Source organism: Kluyvera sp. NPDC087067, from assembly GCF_044745165.1.
Taxonomy (GTDB): domain Bacteria; phylum Pseudomonadota; class Gammaproteobacteria; order Enterobacterales; family Enterobacteriaceae; genus Kluyvera.
Map to the genome: position 1 here is coordinate 162,341 of NZ_JBIUZS010000007.1, position 15,150 is coordinate 177,490.

Genomic DNA, 15,150 nt, shown 5'->3' on the forward strand with positions numbered 1-15,150 from the left:
GTAAAAGTGTGATGCTGGCGATAAAAACGGAAAAATAACCGGTTCTCTTTACCGATTCACCTCGCTATGGGTTGAATGAATTGAAAAATATTTTCAATAAATTATGATGTTTTTTACGAGCGGCATGTGCCGACATGAGGACACTCAGGTTATGGATATTGTTTACCAACTGGTGCATGGGGTTTCAGGCTTACCCGCGCAGGAGTCCCGGCTGGCGCGTTTTTTTCTCGATAATTTTGCCCAGATCCCCGAAGCCACCATTGAAGAACTGGCGGCAAAGGCCGGAGTGAGCCCGGCGACGTTGCAGCATTTTTCGCGCAGCATTGGCTGTAGCGATATCAATGACTTTATCGGCCAGGTACGTCGGCAGCAGCAGGCTAACAACCGGTCGCTTCCGGCGGCTCCGATGCTGGGCGATGCGGCGTGGGTAGATTCCTCAACGCTACAGAAGCTGGCGAAAAATGCGGGGGTGGGCAGTGAGATCCTTGAGCGCTTCTCCCACTCTCTTGGCCGTGAAAATAGTGACGATATTCTGGGGCAGATCCGCCAGCGGCTGCATGATTTCAGTCAACAGGAGTCGCGGGTTGCGCAGACCATTCTGGACGACGTGTCGTTTGCGGCTTCTGCGACGATCGATCAGTTGGCGACGGCGGCGGGCGTCAGTCCTGCCACCATTACCCGTTTTGCGCGTGCGGCAGGCTGCGATGATATTCGCGACCTGCGCATGAAGCTGGCACAGGCCAGCGCTCCGCAAAGCGGCGGTGATATGCCGGGCCCGTGGCGCGAAACGCTTAATCATCTTCAACAGTCGCTGAATTCGCAGCTTTGCGCATTATCTCCGGCGGCGGTGACTCAGGCCGCAAGCCTGATAAAGCAGGCAAAGGCGGTGCATATTTTTAGCGCCAACACGGCCGATACGCCATTTGCCAGCCTGCTCCAGTACACGCTGCTGACGCAGGGATATCCCGCCAATGTGTGTCAGGATCCGGCGCTGATGGGGATTACCGCTTCCATGCTAGGTGCCGGTCAGGTGCTGGTGGTTTTTGCCGCCACCACGGCGAGCAGCACGGTGATAGCCGCCGTCCACCAGGCGCGCTGGGCTGGGGCGGAGATCGTGGTGATAGGCAAGGCTGACGGCGCGCTAAGCCAGCCGCAGGACGTGTGTTTACCGGTCAACGACCCACGCTATGGATCGCTGCTGGTGATTGATTTGCTCTGCGAGGGGATGGAGCGCGAATAGTTGGCATTGATCCCGGCGGCGATGCGCTTGGCCGGGCTACGTGGTATGTAAAAAACGCCAGATCTTAATCCGGCGCTGATTATTTTGTAGCCCGGCCAAGCGCAGCGCCGCCGGGAGAGCTCCGCCCCTAAAACGCCGTCTCCAGCGTTTCCAGCACGTTATAGCTATCATCAACCAACAGCAGCGCCTTCCACTTATCGAACGTCAGACAAGGATGCGAGGTGCTAAACACCAGAATATCTCCCACCTTCACGTCAGCGCCAGGCGCAATTTTCAGCATCGCATGCTGATCCATAATGCCGGTGGTTTCGAGACTTTTAAGGGGTAAATTCAATGCGTTGCCTGCACGATAATGCGCAATGGGTTGCGGAAATCCTGCGTCAAACGCGCTGTCCCGCTTGCCAAAGTTCACTATTGCTCGACCGCTCTCCGGCACAGATTGCACCATTGCCACCAGTTCCAGCGCGGAGAGCAAATCGCCGCCCAGGTCGCAGGCCGTCTGGTCACGGGCGATAATTGCCTCCTGCGCTTGCAGATAAATCCCCTCATCGTGGGTGACATAGCAACCAGGACGAATCACCACCCGGCAGCTTGCCGGTTTATCGGCGCTCAGCCAGACGTTACATACCACGTCATACCAGACCGAACCTGCGCCGGTCAGAATAAATTCGCCGTCGACATAACGCTCGAGCTGGCAGGCGAGGGCGGCGGCATCGCGCAGTAGGGCCTCAACTTTCGGTTGCGGATTTTCACCGTGCAGAACACCTTCGTAAAGCTCCAGCCCGCGCAAACGCAGCGCCGGAAGGCGGGAAATCACATCGGCAAGCGCCAGGGCTTGTTCGGCATGACGACAGCCGCAGCGCCCGCCCGGCACGCCAAGCTCCAGCAGAATATCCAGCGTCTGATGGCGAGCGGCAAAGAACGCGGAGAGCGTTCGCGCGTTGTCGAGACTGTCGACGCAGCACAGATAGTCAACCGTGGGGAATTGCGCTTTTAGCTGGGAAATCAGCTGCATATTCGCTTTGCCAACCAGCTGATTCACCATCAACACACGATGAATTCCGCTCGCCATCGCCACGCTTGCCTGCCAGGCGCTGCCGACGCCAATGGCCCAGGCTCCGGCCTGCTGTTGCTGCTGGAAAATCCACGGCGTCATGCTGGTTTTCCCGTGCGGAGCCAGCGAGACGCCGCGCGTGTCGGCATAGCGCTGCATCCAGCGAATATTGTTCTCTAAAGCCGTTTTTTTAATGACGGCAGCGGGCAGACAAACATCTTCATGCAGGAGATTGGCAGGGGTAAATATCGGGGCTGATTTATGAGGGACGAGGTAAGCGCTCTGGTATTTCATAACATGATTCCTGTAGGGTTTTATTTTATATCATGGCTCTTTTTGTTATTAACTTATTGTAAATATTATTTATTTATAAAATTTATCTTATCTTATGAATTAAAGTATCATTAAATGATGTTAGTTTTGCGTAGTCTTTCACTGTTTTCTGCGCTTGTAAATGGTCAACTTTGCGTCAGAAAACGACAGGGGTAATAAAGAGATGCAGTTTGATTATCTGTTCCGCAACGTCACGGTTATTGACGGCAGCGGCGGCCCGCAGTATCGCGGCGATGTGGCGGTCAGCGGCGACCGGATTGTTGAAATTGCGCCTGCAATCAGCGGCCAGGCTCAGCATGAGATTGACGGTACGGGGCGCGTGCTCGCGCCGGGGTTTATTGATGTCCACACGCACGATGATATCAACGTTATCCGTATGCCCGAGTACCTGCCGAAAATTAGCCAGGGGGTAACCACGGTAATCGTCGGAAACTGTGGGATAAGTGCCGCCGCAGCGACCGTGAAAGGCGATGTTCCTGACCCGATGAATCTTCTGGGAGAAGCGGCGCAATTTGTCTATCCGACGGTGGATGCCTACGCCCAAGCGGTAACGCAGGCGCGCCCGGCCGTCAACGTGGGGACGCTGGTGGGGCATACCGCGCTGCGAAACAACCATATGGATTCGCTGTTCCGTGCCGCCGATGACCATGAAATTCAGGCCATGCGCCAGCAGCTACGCCTGGCATTACAGCAAGGCGCGTTGGGATTGAGCACCGGCCTTGCCTATGCTTCTGCGTTCCAGTCGACCACCGAAGAGGTGATGGCGCTGGCGGAGGAACTGGCGGCGGAGCAAGGTATTTACACCACTCATCTGCGCTCTGAGTTTGAACCGATTCTGGAGGCGCTGGACGAGGCGTTTCGCATTGGGCGTCACGGTAATGTCCCGGTAGTCGTCTCGCACCATAAATGTGCCGGGGCCAAAAACTGGGGGCGCACGGCCCAAACGCTGGCGCTGTTTGAAAAAGTGCGTGAGCAGCAGGACGTCGCCTGCGACTGCTACCCGTACTCTGCCAGTTCATCAACGCTGGATATGAAACAGATCACCGGCGATTTTGACATCATCATCACCTGGTCAACGCCGCACCCGGAGATGGCTGGGCAAAGCTTGAAGCAGATAGCCGAAAGCTGGTCGCTGACTCTGGAAGAGGCGGGGAAACGCCTGATGCCCGCTGGCGCTATCTACCACAACATGGATGAACAGGACGTGCAGCGGGTACTGCGCTATCCGCTGACCATGGTGGGATCGGACGGGCTACCTAACGATCCGATGCCGCACCCGCGATTGTGGGGCGCATTTCCGCGCGTGCTGGGGCATTACAGCCGCGATGAGCAGCTCTTTCCGTTAACGGTGGCCGTCCACAAGATGACCGGCCTGTCAGCGGCACGTTTCAAGCTGACTGACCGTGGGTTGATAAAATGCGGGTATTTCGCCGATTTAGTGCTGTTTGACCCGCAAACGATCCGCGATGTTGCCAGCTTCAGCGACCCGCAGCAGCCCGCCGCCGGTATTGAGGTGGTGATGGTAAACGGTGTGATGAGCTACGGTCAGAATCATCATATTATCGGGCGCGCCGGACGGTTTTTACGTCGGGAGGCCATAAACCTTAAGGAGCAACAATGAGCATTAAACGTTATGGCGTGGGCGACAGCACCGGTACCGGTGGGCAATCCTTACCCTTTGCGAAAGCGGTAGAAGCCGGTGGCTGGCTGTATGTCTCCGGGCAAACGCCGATGAAAGACGGGGAAGTGGTTGAAGGTGGGATTATCGAGCAGTCACGGCTGGCGATTCAAAACTGCGTCGATATTATGCAGGATGCGGGATATACGCTGGCTGACGTGGTGCATGTGAAGGTTTACCTGACCGATGCGCGTTACTTCCAGTCCTTTAACAAAGTGTTCCGCGAGTTCTTCGCCGATCATCCACCGGCGCGCGTCTGCTGCGTGGCAGATTTGGTGGTGGACTGCAAGGTGGAAGTGGATTTGACCTGTTACAACGCGGAGCGCGTGAAGTAACTGCGGGTGGGATGCTCGCTGTACCCTCACCCCGGCCCTCTCCCTGAAAGGGAGAGGGAGAAAAGCGAGCCAGATTCTGGCTCTACTATCCAGAAGTGCACGTTCCATCCCCTCGCCCCTCCGGGGAGAGGGTTAGGGTGAGGGGGAAAACCCGCGCTAATCCCCCAACGGCTGCCTGTCCATCCCGCCCCGATGGCTATCCAGCGCCAGCTTTATCCGCCGCAGACGGTTTTTAGTCTGCGCCTTATCAATCATCGCCAGCTCGGTTGCCAGCACATCCACCATCGCCAGCATGGCATAGCGTGAAGTGCTGGGCTTAAAGATATAATCATTTTCCCGCACAACCAGCGGCAGTACGACGTCAGCGTTGCTTGCGAGCGGTGTGCCGTCCGGCGTAATCGCAATAACCTTCGCGCCATACTGGCGGGCGATAGCCGCGCTTTCGACCACTTCCTGCGTATAGCCGCCAAGCGACAGCGCCAGCACCACATCGTTGGCGGCCACCGATGAGCACATCATTCTCACCAGAAGCCCATCGCTTTGGCTCACGACCGGCAGCCCTAAGCGGAACAGGCGAAACTGCACCTCTTGTGCGCAGATGGTTGAGCCACCGCCCATGCCAATGGCGAGGATTTGCCGCGCGCCGCTTAGCCATTCAACGGCCATTTTGAGCGACTCAGGATCCAGCGCCCGGCGGTTTATTTCCAGCACATTGATGATCGTTTCATAAATCCCCTGCACCCCTTCGAGATCCGGCACGTCGAGGATAAAACGCTGCCCCACCGCCAGCGACTGGGCCAGCTTCACCTTCAATTCACGCACGTCCTTACAGCCAATCGCGCGAGCAAAACGGGTGATCGACGCCTGGCTGGTGCCGGTCAGCCTTGCCATTTCGGCAATCGGTAGGGTTGTCGCGGCCTCGACGTCATCGAGAATAAACTGCGCAATGCGTTTCTCGGTGGTGGTCAATTCCACAAAGCGGTCGGTGATACAGGAAATGATGTCGATGGAAACGGACATAGTAAGCCCCTGAAATGAATAGCGGGTACTTTGTACCATAGAAACCCCACCAAGTGGTGCACCGCGAAGTTCATTGTTTTGAGAGGGCGCAAGTTTTACCCACCCATTTCCCGGCATAATCCCCTGATAACATATTGTGATTATTAGCTAACTATGGGGTGGATATGGCTACTGTATTATTTGATTGGGGCGGTAGCGCCATAAAATATGGCGTTTGGGCACAGGATGCATTGCAGGATACCGGGTCGGTGAAAACCCCTGCCAGCTGGCTTGAGATGAAAGAACAGTTGCTGGAAATCTGCCGTGATTTTCAGCAGCGTTACGCTATTAAAGGTGTCGGTATCAGCGCGCCCGGGAATGTTGATGCAGAACGCGGGGTGATTGGCGGGCTTAGCGCGATTCCTTATATCCACCATTTCCCCATCGTGGCTGAGCTGACTGCGCTGTTTGGCCTGCCGGTGAGTATTGAAAACGACGCCAACGCGGCGGGGATTGCCGAAGCGGCGGTGGGGGCAGGGCGTGATTATCGCCACGTGCTGTTTGTGATTGTCGGTTCTGGCGTGGGCGGGGCGATACTTGAAGATAAAGTATTACGCCGTGGCAGCCATCGTTATGCCGGAGAATTCGGTCTGATGGCCTTGCAGGATGGCCAGACGTTTAGCGAACTGGGCACGGCGGTGGCGATGGCCAAACGCTACGCGCTGCGCATGTCTATGGCCGAAGATTCCGTCACCGGTGCCGAGGTATTCCGCCTTGCCGAACAAGGCGATGCCATCGCCCTGGAGGAAGTCGAACAGTTCTACCACTGGATGGCGGTGGGGCTATTCAATTTGCAGGTCTGCTACGATCCTGACTGCCTGGTTATCGGCGGCGGTATTTCATCGAACGATCGCATTTTTGCCGGTATTTCCGCGCGCTTAACCGCGCTGGTGCAGGAGAAGCAGTTGACAGAATTTATGCCGACATTGCTGCTTTGCGAGCATCGTAACAATGCGAATCTGATTGGCGCGGCGGTCAGTTTTGCGCAGCAGTGTGGAGATATCGTTAAAAAATAATGCTTCAGAGTGTTCTGGTTTTCCTCACGTTTTTCAAACGTTAACCTAAAATGGTTAGAGTGATAACGAATTTCAAGCGAAATCAGGAGGGAAACATGATGCAATATAAGCGATTGACCGTAGCAATTCTGACCGCAGGTGCACTCTTTACGGTTGCCGGGTGTTCATCTAACCAGGCGGTAAAAACGACGGACGGCAAAACCATTGTCACCGACGGTAAACCTCAGGTTGATGACGATACTGGCCTGGTGTCGTACAAAAATGCCGAAACCGGTCAGACTGAGCAAATCAACCGCGACCAGGTGAAAAGCATGGGCGAGCTTGATAACTAAGTGATTTACGGCCCCGCACGCCACGGCGCGGGGCCAGCGTTTATAGCATTGCGCTATTAATTTTGACGATAATTTTACGCAGTGGTGCTCCCGCGCCGGAACTGCACATCGGTCGATGCAGTTCACCAGGAAAGATAATCGCTATCTCCTCAGGATGCAGATGAATTAACGTTTCACTGCCGATCTGTGTACAAAATCCAATATCATGCGCATCGTTAAACGCGCCGTCTGGAATGATCTCTAACCCCTTATTCCCTGCACCAATGATTTCCTCACCCGCCAGGACAATATGTATATCAATATATTGTTGATGATATTCCGGGCGCTGCTCAGCAAGCGGCTTGGTTTCCCCTTCCACCACATTAAAAAACAGGTTGTCGCCCTCGACAATATATTTACCCGGCGGCAGGGTATGCGGCTCCTGCGCAATAATAGCGCGCAGTGCTTGGCGAATAACAGCGGGATAGAAGGTGGTTTTCTCTGCTCGAGAGAGGGTATCGATAATCATGCCGGGACTTCCTGTGAAGGTGATTGGGCTAAAAGGGTTAACGCCCGACTGACGATGCTTGAAACATCGGTTGAGACGTCGAGTGGGGCAATATCCGGCTCGCTGGCGTCGGGTATTTCCAGAGCGGCAAATTGACTGCGCAGCAGCGCCTCCGGCATAAAGTGGCCTTTGCGTGCCTGCATACGCTGTAAAATACAGTCGTAATCCCCGGTTAACCACAAGAAGCGCAGGTGAGGATTGCCTTCGCGAAGCTGGTCACGATAGCGCTTTTTCAGCGCCGAACAGACCAGGACGCCAGACTCATTTTTCTGCCCGAGACTGAAGATGACATCGCTAATACGTTCCAGCCACGGCTGACGGTCACGGTCCTCTAGTGGCTGGCTGGCGGCCATCTTGATGATGTTTTGCCGAGGGTGCAGATCGTCGCCATCAATAAATTTCGCCCCTAACGCCTGCGACAGTGCGTGTCCGACGGTGGTTTTGCCGGTGCCGGAAACGCCCATTAAAATAATGCATTGCCCTGCCATAGGTGGCTCCTTTTTCACACCGCAACCAGCATGCCGCCATCAACAAACAGCAGATGCCCATTAACAAAATTAGAGGCTTTCGACGATAAGAAAACCGCCGCGCCAACCAGTTCTTCTGGATCCCCCCAGCGCGCTGCGGGAGTGCGTTTGCACAGCCAATCGGTAAAGGCTTTATCATCGACCAGCGCCTGGGTCATGGCCGTTTTGAAATAACCAGGGGCAATGCCGTTAACCTGAATATTGTGACGCGCCAGCTCTACGCACATGCCGCGGGTCAACATTTTGACCGCGCCTTTAGCTGCGGCATAAGGCGTAATGGTGTCGCGCCCCAGCTCGCTTTGCATTGAGCAAATATTGACAATTTTCCCGGCCTTGCGGGTCATCATCCGTTTGGCAACGGCCTGTGAGACGAGAAATACGGCAGTTTGGTTAACGGCAATCACATCGTTCCACTCTTTGACCGGGAACTCGGTGAAGGGGTGGCGGCGCTGAATACCGGCGTTATTAAACAGCACGTCGATAGCGCCAATGTTTTCTTCAATATGCGCAATGGCGGTTTCGACAGAATCCGGGTCGGTGACGTTAAAGACCGCAGTATGGGCGGTAGCGCCTTCATCGCGTAATTTCATCGCTGCCTGTTCTGCCCGCTCGGCGGAAATATCGTTAATGATAATTTCGGCACCGTATTGCGCCAGCCCCTGCGCCATCACGTAGCCGATACCCTGGCCGGAGCCGGTAATTAAAATGCGTTTGCCCTGTAAGCTAAATAAATTGTTCATCACTGTTTCCTGTATTACGACGGGAATTGGCCCTGAGAAGATGCTGTCTATCTCACGGTTTTTACGGCAGTGAAACTGTGATGAAGATCACCCTCGACCATGTTACAAAAAGGGGTTACAGCATGTGTGATCCTGACGGGCAAAAAGCACGGAAAACCGCGTCATACGCGGCTTAGCTACGAAGATGCTTCATTCTCTTTTCGGGCGTCAACAGGCATAATAGTGGGACAGGATTGCGGCAATCACGGGCAGGGTAATGAAAGCACAACGGATAACGTTAGATGATATCGCCACGCTGGCGGGCGTAACCAAAATGACCGTTAGCCGTTATTTACGCACGCCGGAAAAGGTGAAGCCAGAAACGGCGGAACGCATTGCTAGCGTTATTGCGGAAGTTGGTTATCAACCTGACGCCGATAATCCGGCCATCAGCAGTAATATCGCCCCGCGTATTGGCGTGTTAATTCCCTCCTTTAATAACCAGATTTTTGCCGATGTTCTGGCCGGAATTGAATCGGTCACCACTGCCCACGGTTATCAAACGCTGGTGGTCAATTATGATTACGACAGCCAGCGCGAAGAGGAGCAAATTGCCACCGTGCTGGCGCTGAACGTGAAAGCTCTGCTATTAACGGAATCCCTGCATACGCTACGGGCCGAGAAATACCTTAAAGCCGCGAAAATACCGGTAGCCGAAGTGATGGGGCTATCTGATAACGCTGGACGGATTAATGTTGGCTTTGATAACTATCGCGCCGGATTTGACATGACCACCATGTTATTGGCCAGCGGCAAAAAGCAGATTATCTATTTCGGTTCAATGTCAGATATTCGCGATGAGCAGCGCTATGCGGGTTATTGCACAGCGATGGAAGAGGCGGGGCTAACGGTCGGGCGCATTGCGCCAAACAAGGTTTCTTCGGTGTCGATCGGCACCGGTATGATGACATTAGCGCGGCAAATGTATAAAGAGATGGATGCCATTCTTTGCACCAATGATGACCTGGCGGTTGGCGTGTTACAGGAGTGCCTCGCTTCAGGTATTGCGGTACCGCAGGAAATAGCGATTGCTGGATTCCATGGGCTGGAGATTGGGCAAATTGTGAGCCCAAGACTGGCCAGCGTATTAACGCCACGTTTCGAAATGGGTAAAGTTGCCACCGAGATTTTAATCAAAAAAATAAAAGGCTTGCCGACCATCGAGAAGGTCGACCTCCATTATCGTCTGTCAATGGGCGAAACCATCTGATATCCCCCTTCGTCTTTTCTATGTTACGTGATTGTTGTCAGTTAACCCGCGGCAGCGCGGGCTTTTGCCTTCACGATCACGTCATCCGTAACACGGATTTCTAACACGATCCAGCGTGATGCAGATCGCAAAATGACAGCGTGAAAACCCGTTTGATAGGCGTAACGAATTTTCGAACTCTCAAACAGGTAAAACGATGAATACTGCAAACCCGAATACTGTGTTGTTAATTGCGCCGGTGGTTGACGGCCTGCTGGATAAACTCGCTACTGAATTTCAGGTTTATCGTCTGTACGAACAGGCCGATCCACTGGCATTTTTGCAGCAGGTTGGCGGCGAGGTGCAGGCGGTAGTCACCCGAGGCGATATTGGTGTAACGCGTGCGGTGCTGGGACAGTTGCCGAATCTGGGGCTGGTGGCGGTCTTTGGCGTGGGTACTGATGCCGTGGATCTCGACTATACCCGTGCGCATAACATTGCCGTGACCATCACCTCCGGCGTATTGACCAATGACGTGGCCGACTTAGCGATGGGGCTGCTGCTCAGCGGTGCGCGCCAGCTGTGTCAGGGGGATAAGTTTGTTCGTAACGGCCAATGGCTCAAGCAGACTCCCGCGCTGGCAACGCAGGTGAGCGGTAAACGTATCGGTATCTTCGGCATGGGCAATATCGGCCAGGCGATCGCCCGCCGCGCCAGCGGTTTCGATATGGAAATCCTCTACACCGACCGCAAAAAACTCAACCACGGAGATTATCAGTGGTGTGCTGACCTGCACACGCTTGCCCACGAAAGTGATTTTCTGGTAATTGCCGCTTCCGGCGGCGCGGCAAATCGTGGGTTGATTGATGCCAGCGTTTTTAATGTCATGCCGAAGCATGCATGGTTGATAAATATCGCGCGTGGCACGTTGGTTGACGAAAAAGCGTTGATTCATGCGTTACAAGGTGGCGTTATTGCCGGTGCCGCGCTGGATGTTTATGAGGACGAACCGAACGTGCCTGTGGAACTTATCGCCATGGATAATGTGGTATTGCAGCCTCACGTCGCCAGTGCGACTCATGAGACACGCCAGCGTATGAGCGAGGTGGTTTTTAATAATGTCGCCGCGTTCTTCGACCGCGCACCATTGCCCAATGCCATTGATTAAATCTCGATTTTTCTCGCTATTAACTAACGTAACCTTCCCTCGATAGAGAGTGTGAATTATGAATGAGAAAATACCTGGCACCCGCTGGTGGCGTATCATCGCGCCCGTTCTCATCGCGTGCATTATTTCGTTTATGGACAGAGTTAATATTAGCTTTGCGCTACCCGGCGGTATGGAGTCCGATCTGGGTATTACCAGCCAGATGGCCGGTGTCGCTAGCGGCATATTTTTTATTGGTTATTTATTTTTGCAAATACCTGGCGGGCGCATTGCCGTGAATGGCAGCGGTAAACGCTTTATTGCCTGGTCGCTAATGGCGTGGGCGGTGGTATCGATAGCCACCGGTTTTGTGACCCATGAATATCAACTGTTGGTGCTGCGTTTTATTCTCGGTATCTCAGAAGGTGGGATGTTGCCGGTGGTGCTGACCATGATAAGCAACTGGTTCCCGGAAAAAGAAATTGGCCGCGCCAATGCGTTTGTGATGATGTTCGCGCCGCTGGGCGGCATGTTAACCGCGCCGGTATCGGGCGCGATTATCGCCGCACTAGACTGGCGCTGGCTGTTTATTATCGAAGGGTTACTGTCGCTGGTGGTGTTGCTGGTGTGGTGGCTGATGATTAGCGACCGCCCGGAAGAGGCGCGCTGGCTACCCGCTCGTGAACGCGAATACCTGTTGACGGCGCTTAGCGCCGAGCGGGAAGCGCGACGTTCAGAAGCGCCGGTCAGTAAAGCGCCGGTGCGGGAGGTGTTCCGCAATTCCGGGTTGATGAAACTGGTGCTGCTGAACTTCTTCTACCAGACCGGGGATTATGGTTACACACTGTGGCTACCGACGATTCTCAAAAATCTCACCGGGGCCAATATGGCAAGCGTCGGCGTGCTGGCTATCCTGCCGTTTGTCGCCACGCTTGCCGGGATCTATATCATCTCTCTGTTCAGCGACCGCAGCGGTAAACGTCGGCTTTGGGTTCGCTTCTCACTTTACGGTTTTGCCGCCGCGCTGCTGGCGTCGGTGTTACTGCGTGATCACGTGGTGGCGGCTTACATCGCGCTGGTGGTATGTGGCTTCTTCCTGAAGGCGGCAACCAGCCCATTCTGGTCGATTCCTGGGCGTATCGCGATGCCGGAAGTCGCGGGCAGTGCGCGTGGCGTGATTAACGGCCTCGGCAATCTTGGCGGCTTCTGCGGCCCGTATCTGGTGGGGGTAATGATTTACCTCTACGGCCAGAACGTGGCGGTCTGTGCGCTGGCAGGTTCGCTGATTATTGCCGGTACCATCACCTTCTTGCTGCCGAAAAAATGCGATCTGACACCGATGCCGGATGTCCCCCCGGTGGCGGACAAACCCGCTAATCAACCTTCATGATCTTTCGCGGGGGCGTATGACGCCCCCCAATTCCTGCGGTTACGTCAACTGATCCTGTAAGTGTCAGCATTAACTGTCTAAACTCAGCAATACAATAATGAAGTAAGACAGGCTAATCATGATTCTGATTGTTTATGCGCATCCTTATCCGCATCACTCGCATGCGAATAAGCGAATGCTTGAGCAGGTAAGGACGCTCGACGGGGTTGAAGTCCGTTCTCTCTATCACCTCTACCCCGATTTCAATATCGATATCGCCGCAGAACAGGAAGCGCTCTCCCGGGCGGATCTGGTCATTCTGCAACATCCTATGCAGTGGTACAGCACGCCGCCGCTGCTGAAATTGTGGCTCGATAAAGTGCTGTCTCACGGCTGGGCCTATGGTCACGGCGGCACGGCGCTGCACGGTAAGAGCATGATGTGGGCGGTGACCACCGGGGGCGGAGAAAGTCATTTCGATATCGGTTCGCACCCGGGCTTTGAGGTGCTGGGGCAGCCGCTTGAGGCGACGGCGGTTTACTGTGGTATGAAATGGCTACCGCCGTTTGCCGTGCACTGCACGTTTATCTGCGATGACGAAACGCTACAGGTTCAGGCGCGTCACTATAAACAACGGCTGCTGGCCTGGCAGGAGGAGCACAACAATGGATAGCCATACGCTCATACAGGCGCTGATCTATCTGGGATCGGCGGCGCTGATTGTGCCTATCGCCGTGCGATTAGGCTTGGGGTCGGTGCTCGGCTACCTGATTGCCGGTTGTATTATTGGCCCGTGGGGGCTGCGGCTGGTCACCGATGCCGAAGCCATTTTGCACTTCGCCGAGATTGGCGTGGTGCTGATGCTGTTTGTGATTGGCCTTGAGCTGGATCCCCAGCGGTTGTGGAAGCTGCGCGCCTCGGTATTTGGCGGTGGGCTGCTGCAAATGGTGGTGTGCGGGGCGCTGATTGGCGCGTTCTGTATCTTCCTCGGCTTGCGTTGGCAGGTCGCGGAACTGATAGGGATGACGCTTGCGCTCTCGTCCACGGCGATTGCTATGCAGGCGATGAACGAGCGTAATCTGACGGTGACGCAGGTCGGGCGCAGCGCCTTTGCGGTGCTGCTGTTCCAGGATATTGCCGCCATCCCTTTAGTGGCGATGATCCCGCTGCTGGCAACCAGCGGTGGAACAACGACGCTTGGCGCCTTTGCGTTCTCGTCGCTGAAAGTCGCCGGTGCGCTGGCGCTGGTGGTGGTGCTTGGGCGCTATGTTACCCGTCCGCTGTTACGCTTCGTCGCCCGCTCGGGTCTGCGTGAAGTATTCAGCGCCGTGGCGCTGTTCCTGGTGTTTGGCTTCGGTCTGCTGCTGGAAGAGGTTGGCTTGTCGATGGCGATGGGCGCGTTCCTCGCGGGCGTTCTGCTGGCAAGCTCCGAGTATCGTCATGCGCTGGAGAGCGACATCGAGCCGTTTAAAGGTCTGCTGCTTGGGCTGTTCTTTATCGGCGTCGGCATGTCTATCGACTTCGGTACTCTGATCCATAACCCGTTACGTATCATCACGCTGCTGGTGGGCTTCCTGGTCATTAAATCGCTGCTGCTGTGGCTTATCGCTAAACCGCTACAGGTGCCGCGGGCCCAGCGTTTGTGGTTTGCGGCGCTGCTGGGGCAGGGGAGTGAATTTGCCTTTGTGGTGTTCGGTGCCGCGCAAATGGCAAACGTGCTAGACGCCGACTGGGCGAAGGCGCTGACGCTTGCGGTCGCGCTGTCGATGGCGGCGACCCCGATTTTACTGGTGCTGCTGACGCGTCTGGAAAAACGCACGCGCTCAGGGGATGCGCGGGAAGCCGATGAAATTGATGAAGAACAGCCGCGCGTGATCATTGCGGGCTTTGGTCGTTTTGGTCAGATTGCCGGGCGTCTGCTGCTTTCCAGCGGCGTGAAGATGGTGGTGCTCGATCATGACCCCGATCACGTGGATACGCTGCGTAAATTCGAGATGAAAGTGTTCTACGGCGATGCCACGCGAGCGGATTTGCTGGAGTCTGCGGGAGCCGAAAAAGCGGAGGTGTTGATTAACGCGATTGACGATCCGCAGGCAAGCCTTGCGCTGACCGAACTGGCGAAAGAGCATTTCCCGCACCTGAAAGTGATTGCCCGCGCTCGCGACGTTGAACACTACATTCAGCTACGTCAGGCCGGTGTCGATGCGCCAGAGCGTGAAACCTTTGAAGGGGCGCTGAAGTCTGGCCGTCAGGCGCTTGAGTCGCTTGGGCTGGGGGCCTATGAAGCGCGCGAGCGTGCCGATCTGTTCCGCCGGTTCAATATTCAATTGATGGAAGAGATGGTGGCAATGGCGGAAAACGACGCTACGTCTCGTGCGGCGGCGTATAAGCGCACCAGCGCCATGCTGACGGAAATCATCAATGAAGACCGGAATCATTTGTCGCTCGTTCAGCGCCACGGCTGGCAAGGAACCGAGGAAGGAAAGCATAGCGGCAATCCTGAAGACGAGCCAGAAGTGAAGCCCGCGTCATAAAGACCGCAATA

General features: G+C 55.2%; 15 protein-coding genes. 10 read left to right on the forward strand and 5 right to left on the reverse strand.

Annotation, left to right across the window (positions count from 1 at the left end; translation table 11 throughout):
• The first annotated feature begins 151 nt into the window (after positions 1-151).
• On the forward strand, positions 152-1,240 hold the full coding sequence (locus tag ACIPDS_RS17840; RefSeq protein ID WP_400738654.1) for a MurR/RpiR family transcriptional regulator: 1,089 nt from the start codon (positions 152-154) through the stop codon (positions 1,238-1,240).
• Positions 1,241-1,367: 127 nt separating this feature from the next.
• On the opposite strand, the gene ACIPDS_RS17845 is transcribed toward ACIPDS_RS17840, so the two are convergent.
• The gene (locus ACIPDS_RS17845; protein WP_400738657.1) at positions 1,368-2,588 is read right to left on the reverse strand and encodes an amino acid deaminase; all 1,221 of its coding nucleotides are present in this window, start codon (positions 2,586-2,588) and stop codon (positions 1,368-1,370) included.
• A 202-nt stretch (positions 2,589-2,790) separates the two neighbouring features.
• On the opposite strand from ACIPDS_RS17845, the gene ACIPDS_RS17850 reads away from it, so the two are divergent.
• Positions 2,791-4,248 (forward strand): amidohydrolase family protein, encoded by a 1,458-nt coding sequence (locus ACIPDS_RS17850; RefSeq protein WP_400738660.1) that lies wholly within the window; start codon positions 2,791-2,793, stop codon positions 4,246-4,248.
• The gene (locus ACIPDS_RS17855) at positions 4,245-4,640 is read left to right on the forward strand and encodes a RidA family protein (RefSeq protein ID WP_166516373.1); all 396 of its coding nucleotides are present in this window, start codon (positions 4,245-4,247) and stop codon (positions 4,638-4,640) included. Before ACIPDS_RS17850 ends, ACIPDS_RS17855 begins: the two co-directional genes overlap by 4 nt.
• Before the next feature lie 156 nt (positions 4,641-4,796).
• On the opposite strand, the gene ACIPDS_RS17860 is transcribed toward ACIPDS_RS17855, so the two are convergent.
• Positions 4,797-5,660, reverse strand: coding sequence for a MurR/RpiR family transcriptional regulator (locus tag ACIPDS_RS17860; protein WP_400738665.1), 864 nt, complete (start codon positions 5,658-5,660; stop codon positions 4,797-4,799).
• Between the two features lie 164 nt (positions 5,661-5,824).
• On the opposite strand from ACIPDS_RS17860, the gene ACIPDS_RS17865 reads away from it, so the two are divergent.
• Together ACIPDS_RS17865 and ACIPDS_RS17870 are read left to right on the forward strand one after the other, a co-directional pair.
• Positions 5,825-6,715: an ROK family protein gene (locus tag ACIPDS_RS17865; RefSeq protein ID WP_400738668.1), complete on the forward strand. Its 891-nt coding sequence runs from the start codon at positions 5,825-5,827 to the stop codon at positions 6,713-6,715.
• A 98-nt stretch (positions 6,716-6,813) separates the two neighbouring features.
• The gene (locus ACIPDS_RS17870) at positions 6,814-7,047 is read left to right on the forward strand and encodes a YgdI/YgdR family lipoprotein (protein ID WP_166516502.1); all 234 of its coding nucleotides are present in this window, start codon (positions 6,814-6,816) and stop codon (positions 7,045-7,047) included.
• Positions 7,048-7,087: 40 nt separating this feature from the next.
• On the opposite strand, the gene ACIPDS_RS17875 is transcribed toward ACIPDS_RS17870, so the two are convergent.
• Genes ACIPDS_RS17875 through idnO form a run of 3 tightly spaced genes read right to left on the reverse strand, consistent with a single transcriptional unit; the run spans position 7,088 to position 8,861 of the window.
• Positions 7,088-7,555: a YhcH/YjgK/YiaL family protein gene (locus tag ACIPDS_RS17875; RefSeq protein ID WP_400738671.1), complete on the reverse strand. Its 468-nt coding sequence runs from the start codon at positions 7,553-7,555 to the stop codon at positions 7,088-7,090.
• A complete protein-coding gene (locus tag ACIPDS_RS17880; RefSeq protein ID WP_400738674.1) occupies positions 7,552-8,082 on the reverse strand; it encodes a gluconokinase in 531 nt (176 codons plus the stop codon). Before ACIPDS_RS17880 ends, ACIPDS_RS17875 begins: the two co-directional genes overlap by 4 nt.
• Before the next feature lie 14 nt (positions 8,083-8,096).
• Entirely contained in the window at positions 8,097-8,861 is a 765-nt protein-coding gene (idnO, locus tag ACIPDS_RS17885) for a gluconate 5-dehydrogenase (RefSeq protein ID WP_400738677.1), read from the reverse strand.
• Positions 8,862-9,117: 256 nt separating this feature from the next.
• On the opposite strand from idnO, the gene ACIPDS_RS17890 reads away from it, so the two are divergent.
• From ACIPDS_RS17890 to kefC, 5 genes are all read left to right on the forward strand, one after another.
• Entirely contained in the window at positions 9,118-10,110 is a 993-nt protein-coding gene (locus ACIPDS_RS17890; protein WP_400738679.1) for a LacI family DNA-binding transcriptional regulator, read from the forward strand.
• A gap of 196 nt (positions 10,111-10,306) precedes the next feature.
• Entirely contained in the window at positions 10,307-11,257 is a 951-nt protein-coding gene (locus ACIPDS_RS17895; RefSeq protein ID WP_400738682.1) for a 2-hydroxyacid dehydrogenase, read from the forward strand.
• A 58-nt stretch (positions 11,258-11,315) separates the two neighbouring features.
• Positions 11,316-12,626, forward strand: a complete 1,311-nt coding sequence (locus ACIPDS_RS17900; RefSeq protein WP_400738684.1) for an MFS transporter — start codon at positions 11,316-11,318, stop codon at positions 12,624-12,626.
• A gap of 118 nt (positions 12,627-12,744) precedes the next feature.
• Entirely contained in the window at positions 12,745-13,278 is a 534-nt protein-coding gene (kefF, locus tag ACIPDS_RS17905) for a glutathione-regulated potassium-efflux system oxidoreductase KefF (RefSeq protein ID WP_166516370.1), read from the forward strand.
• A complete protein-coding gene (gene kefC / locus ACIPDS_RS17910; protein WP_400738688.1) occupies positions 13,271-15,139 on the forward strand; it encodes a glutathione-regulated potassium-efflux system protein KefC in 1,869 nt (622 codons plus the stop codon). The genes kefF and kefC overlap by 8 nt, the downstream gene beginning before the upstream one ends.
• Positions 15,140-15,150 lie beyond the last annotated feature (11 nt).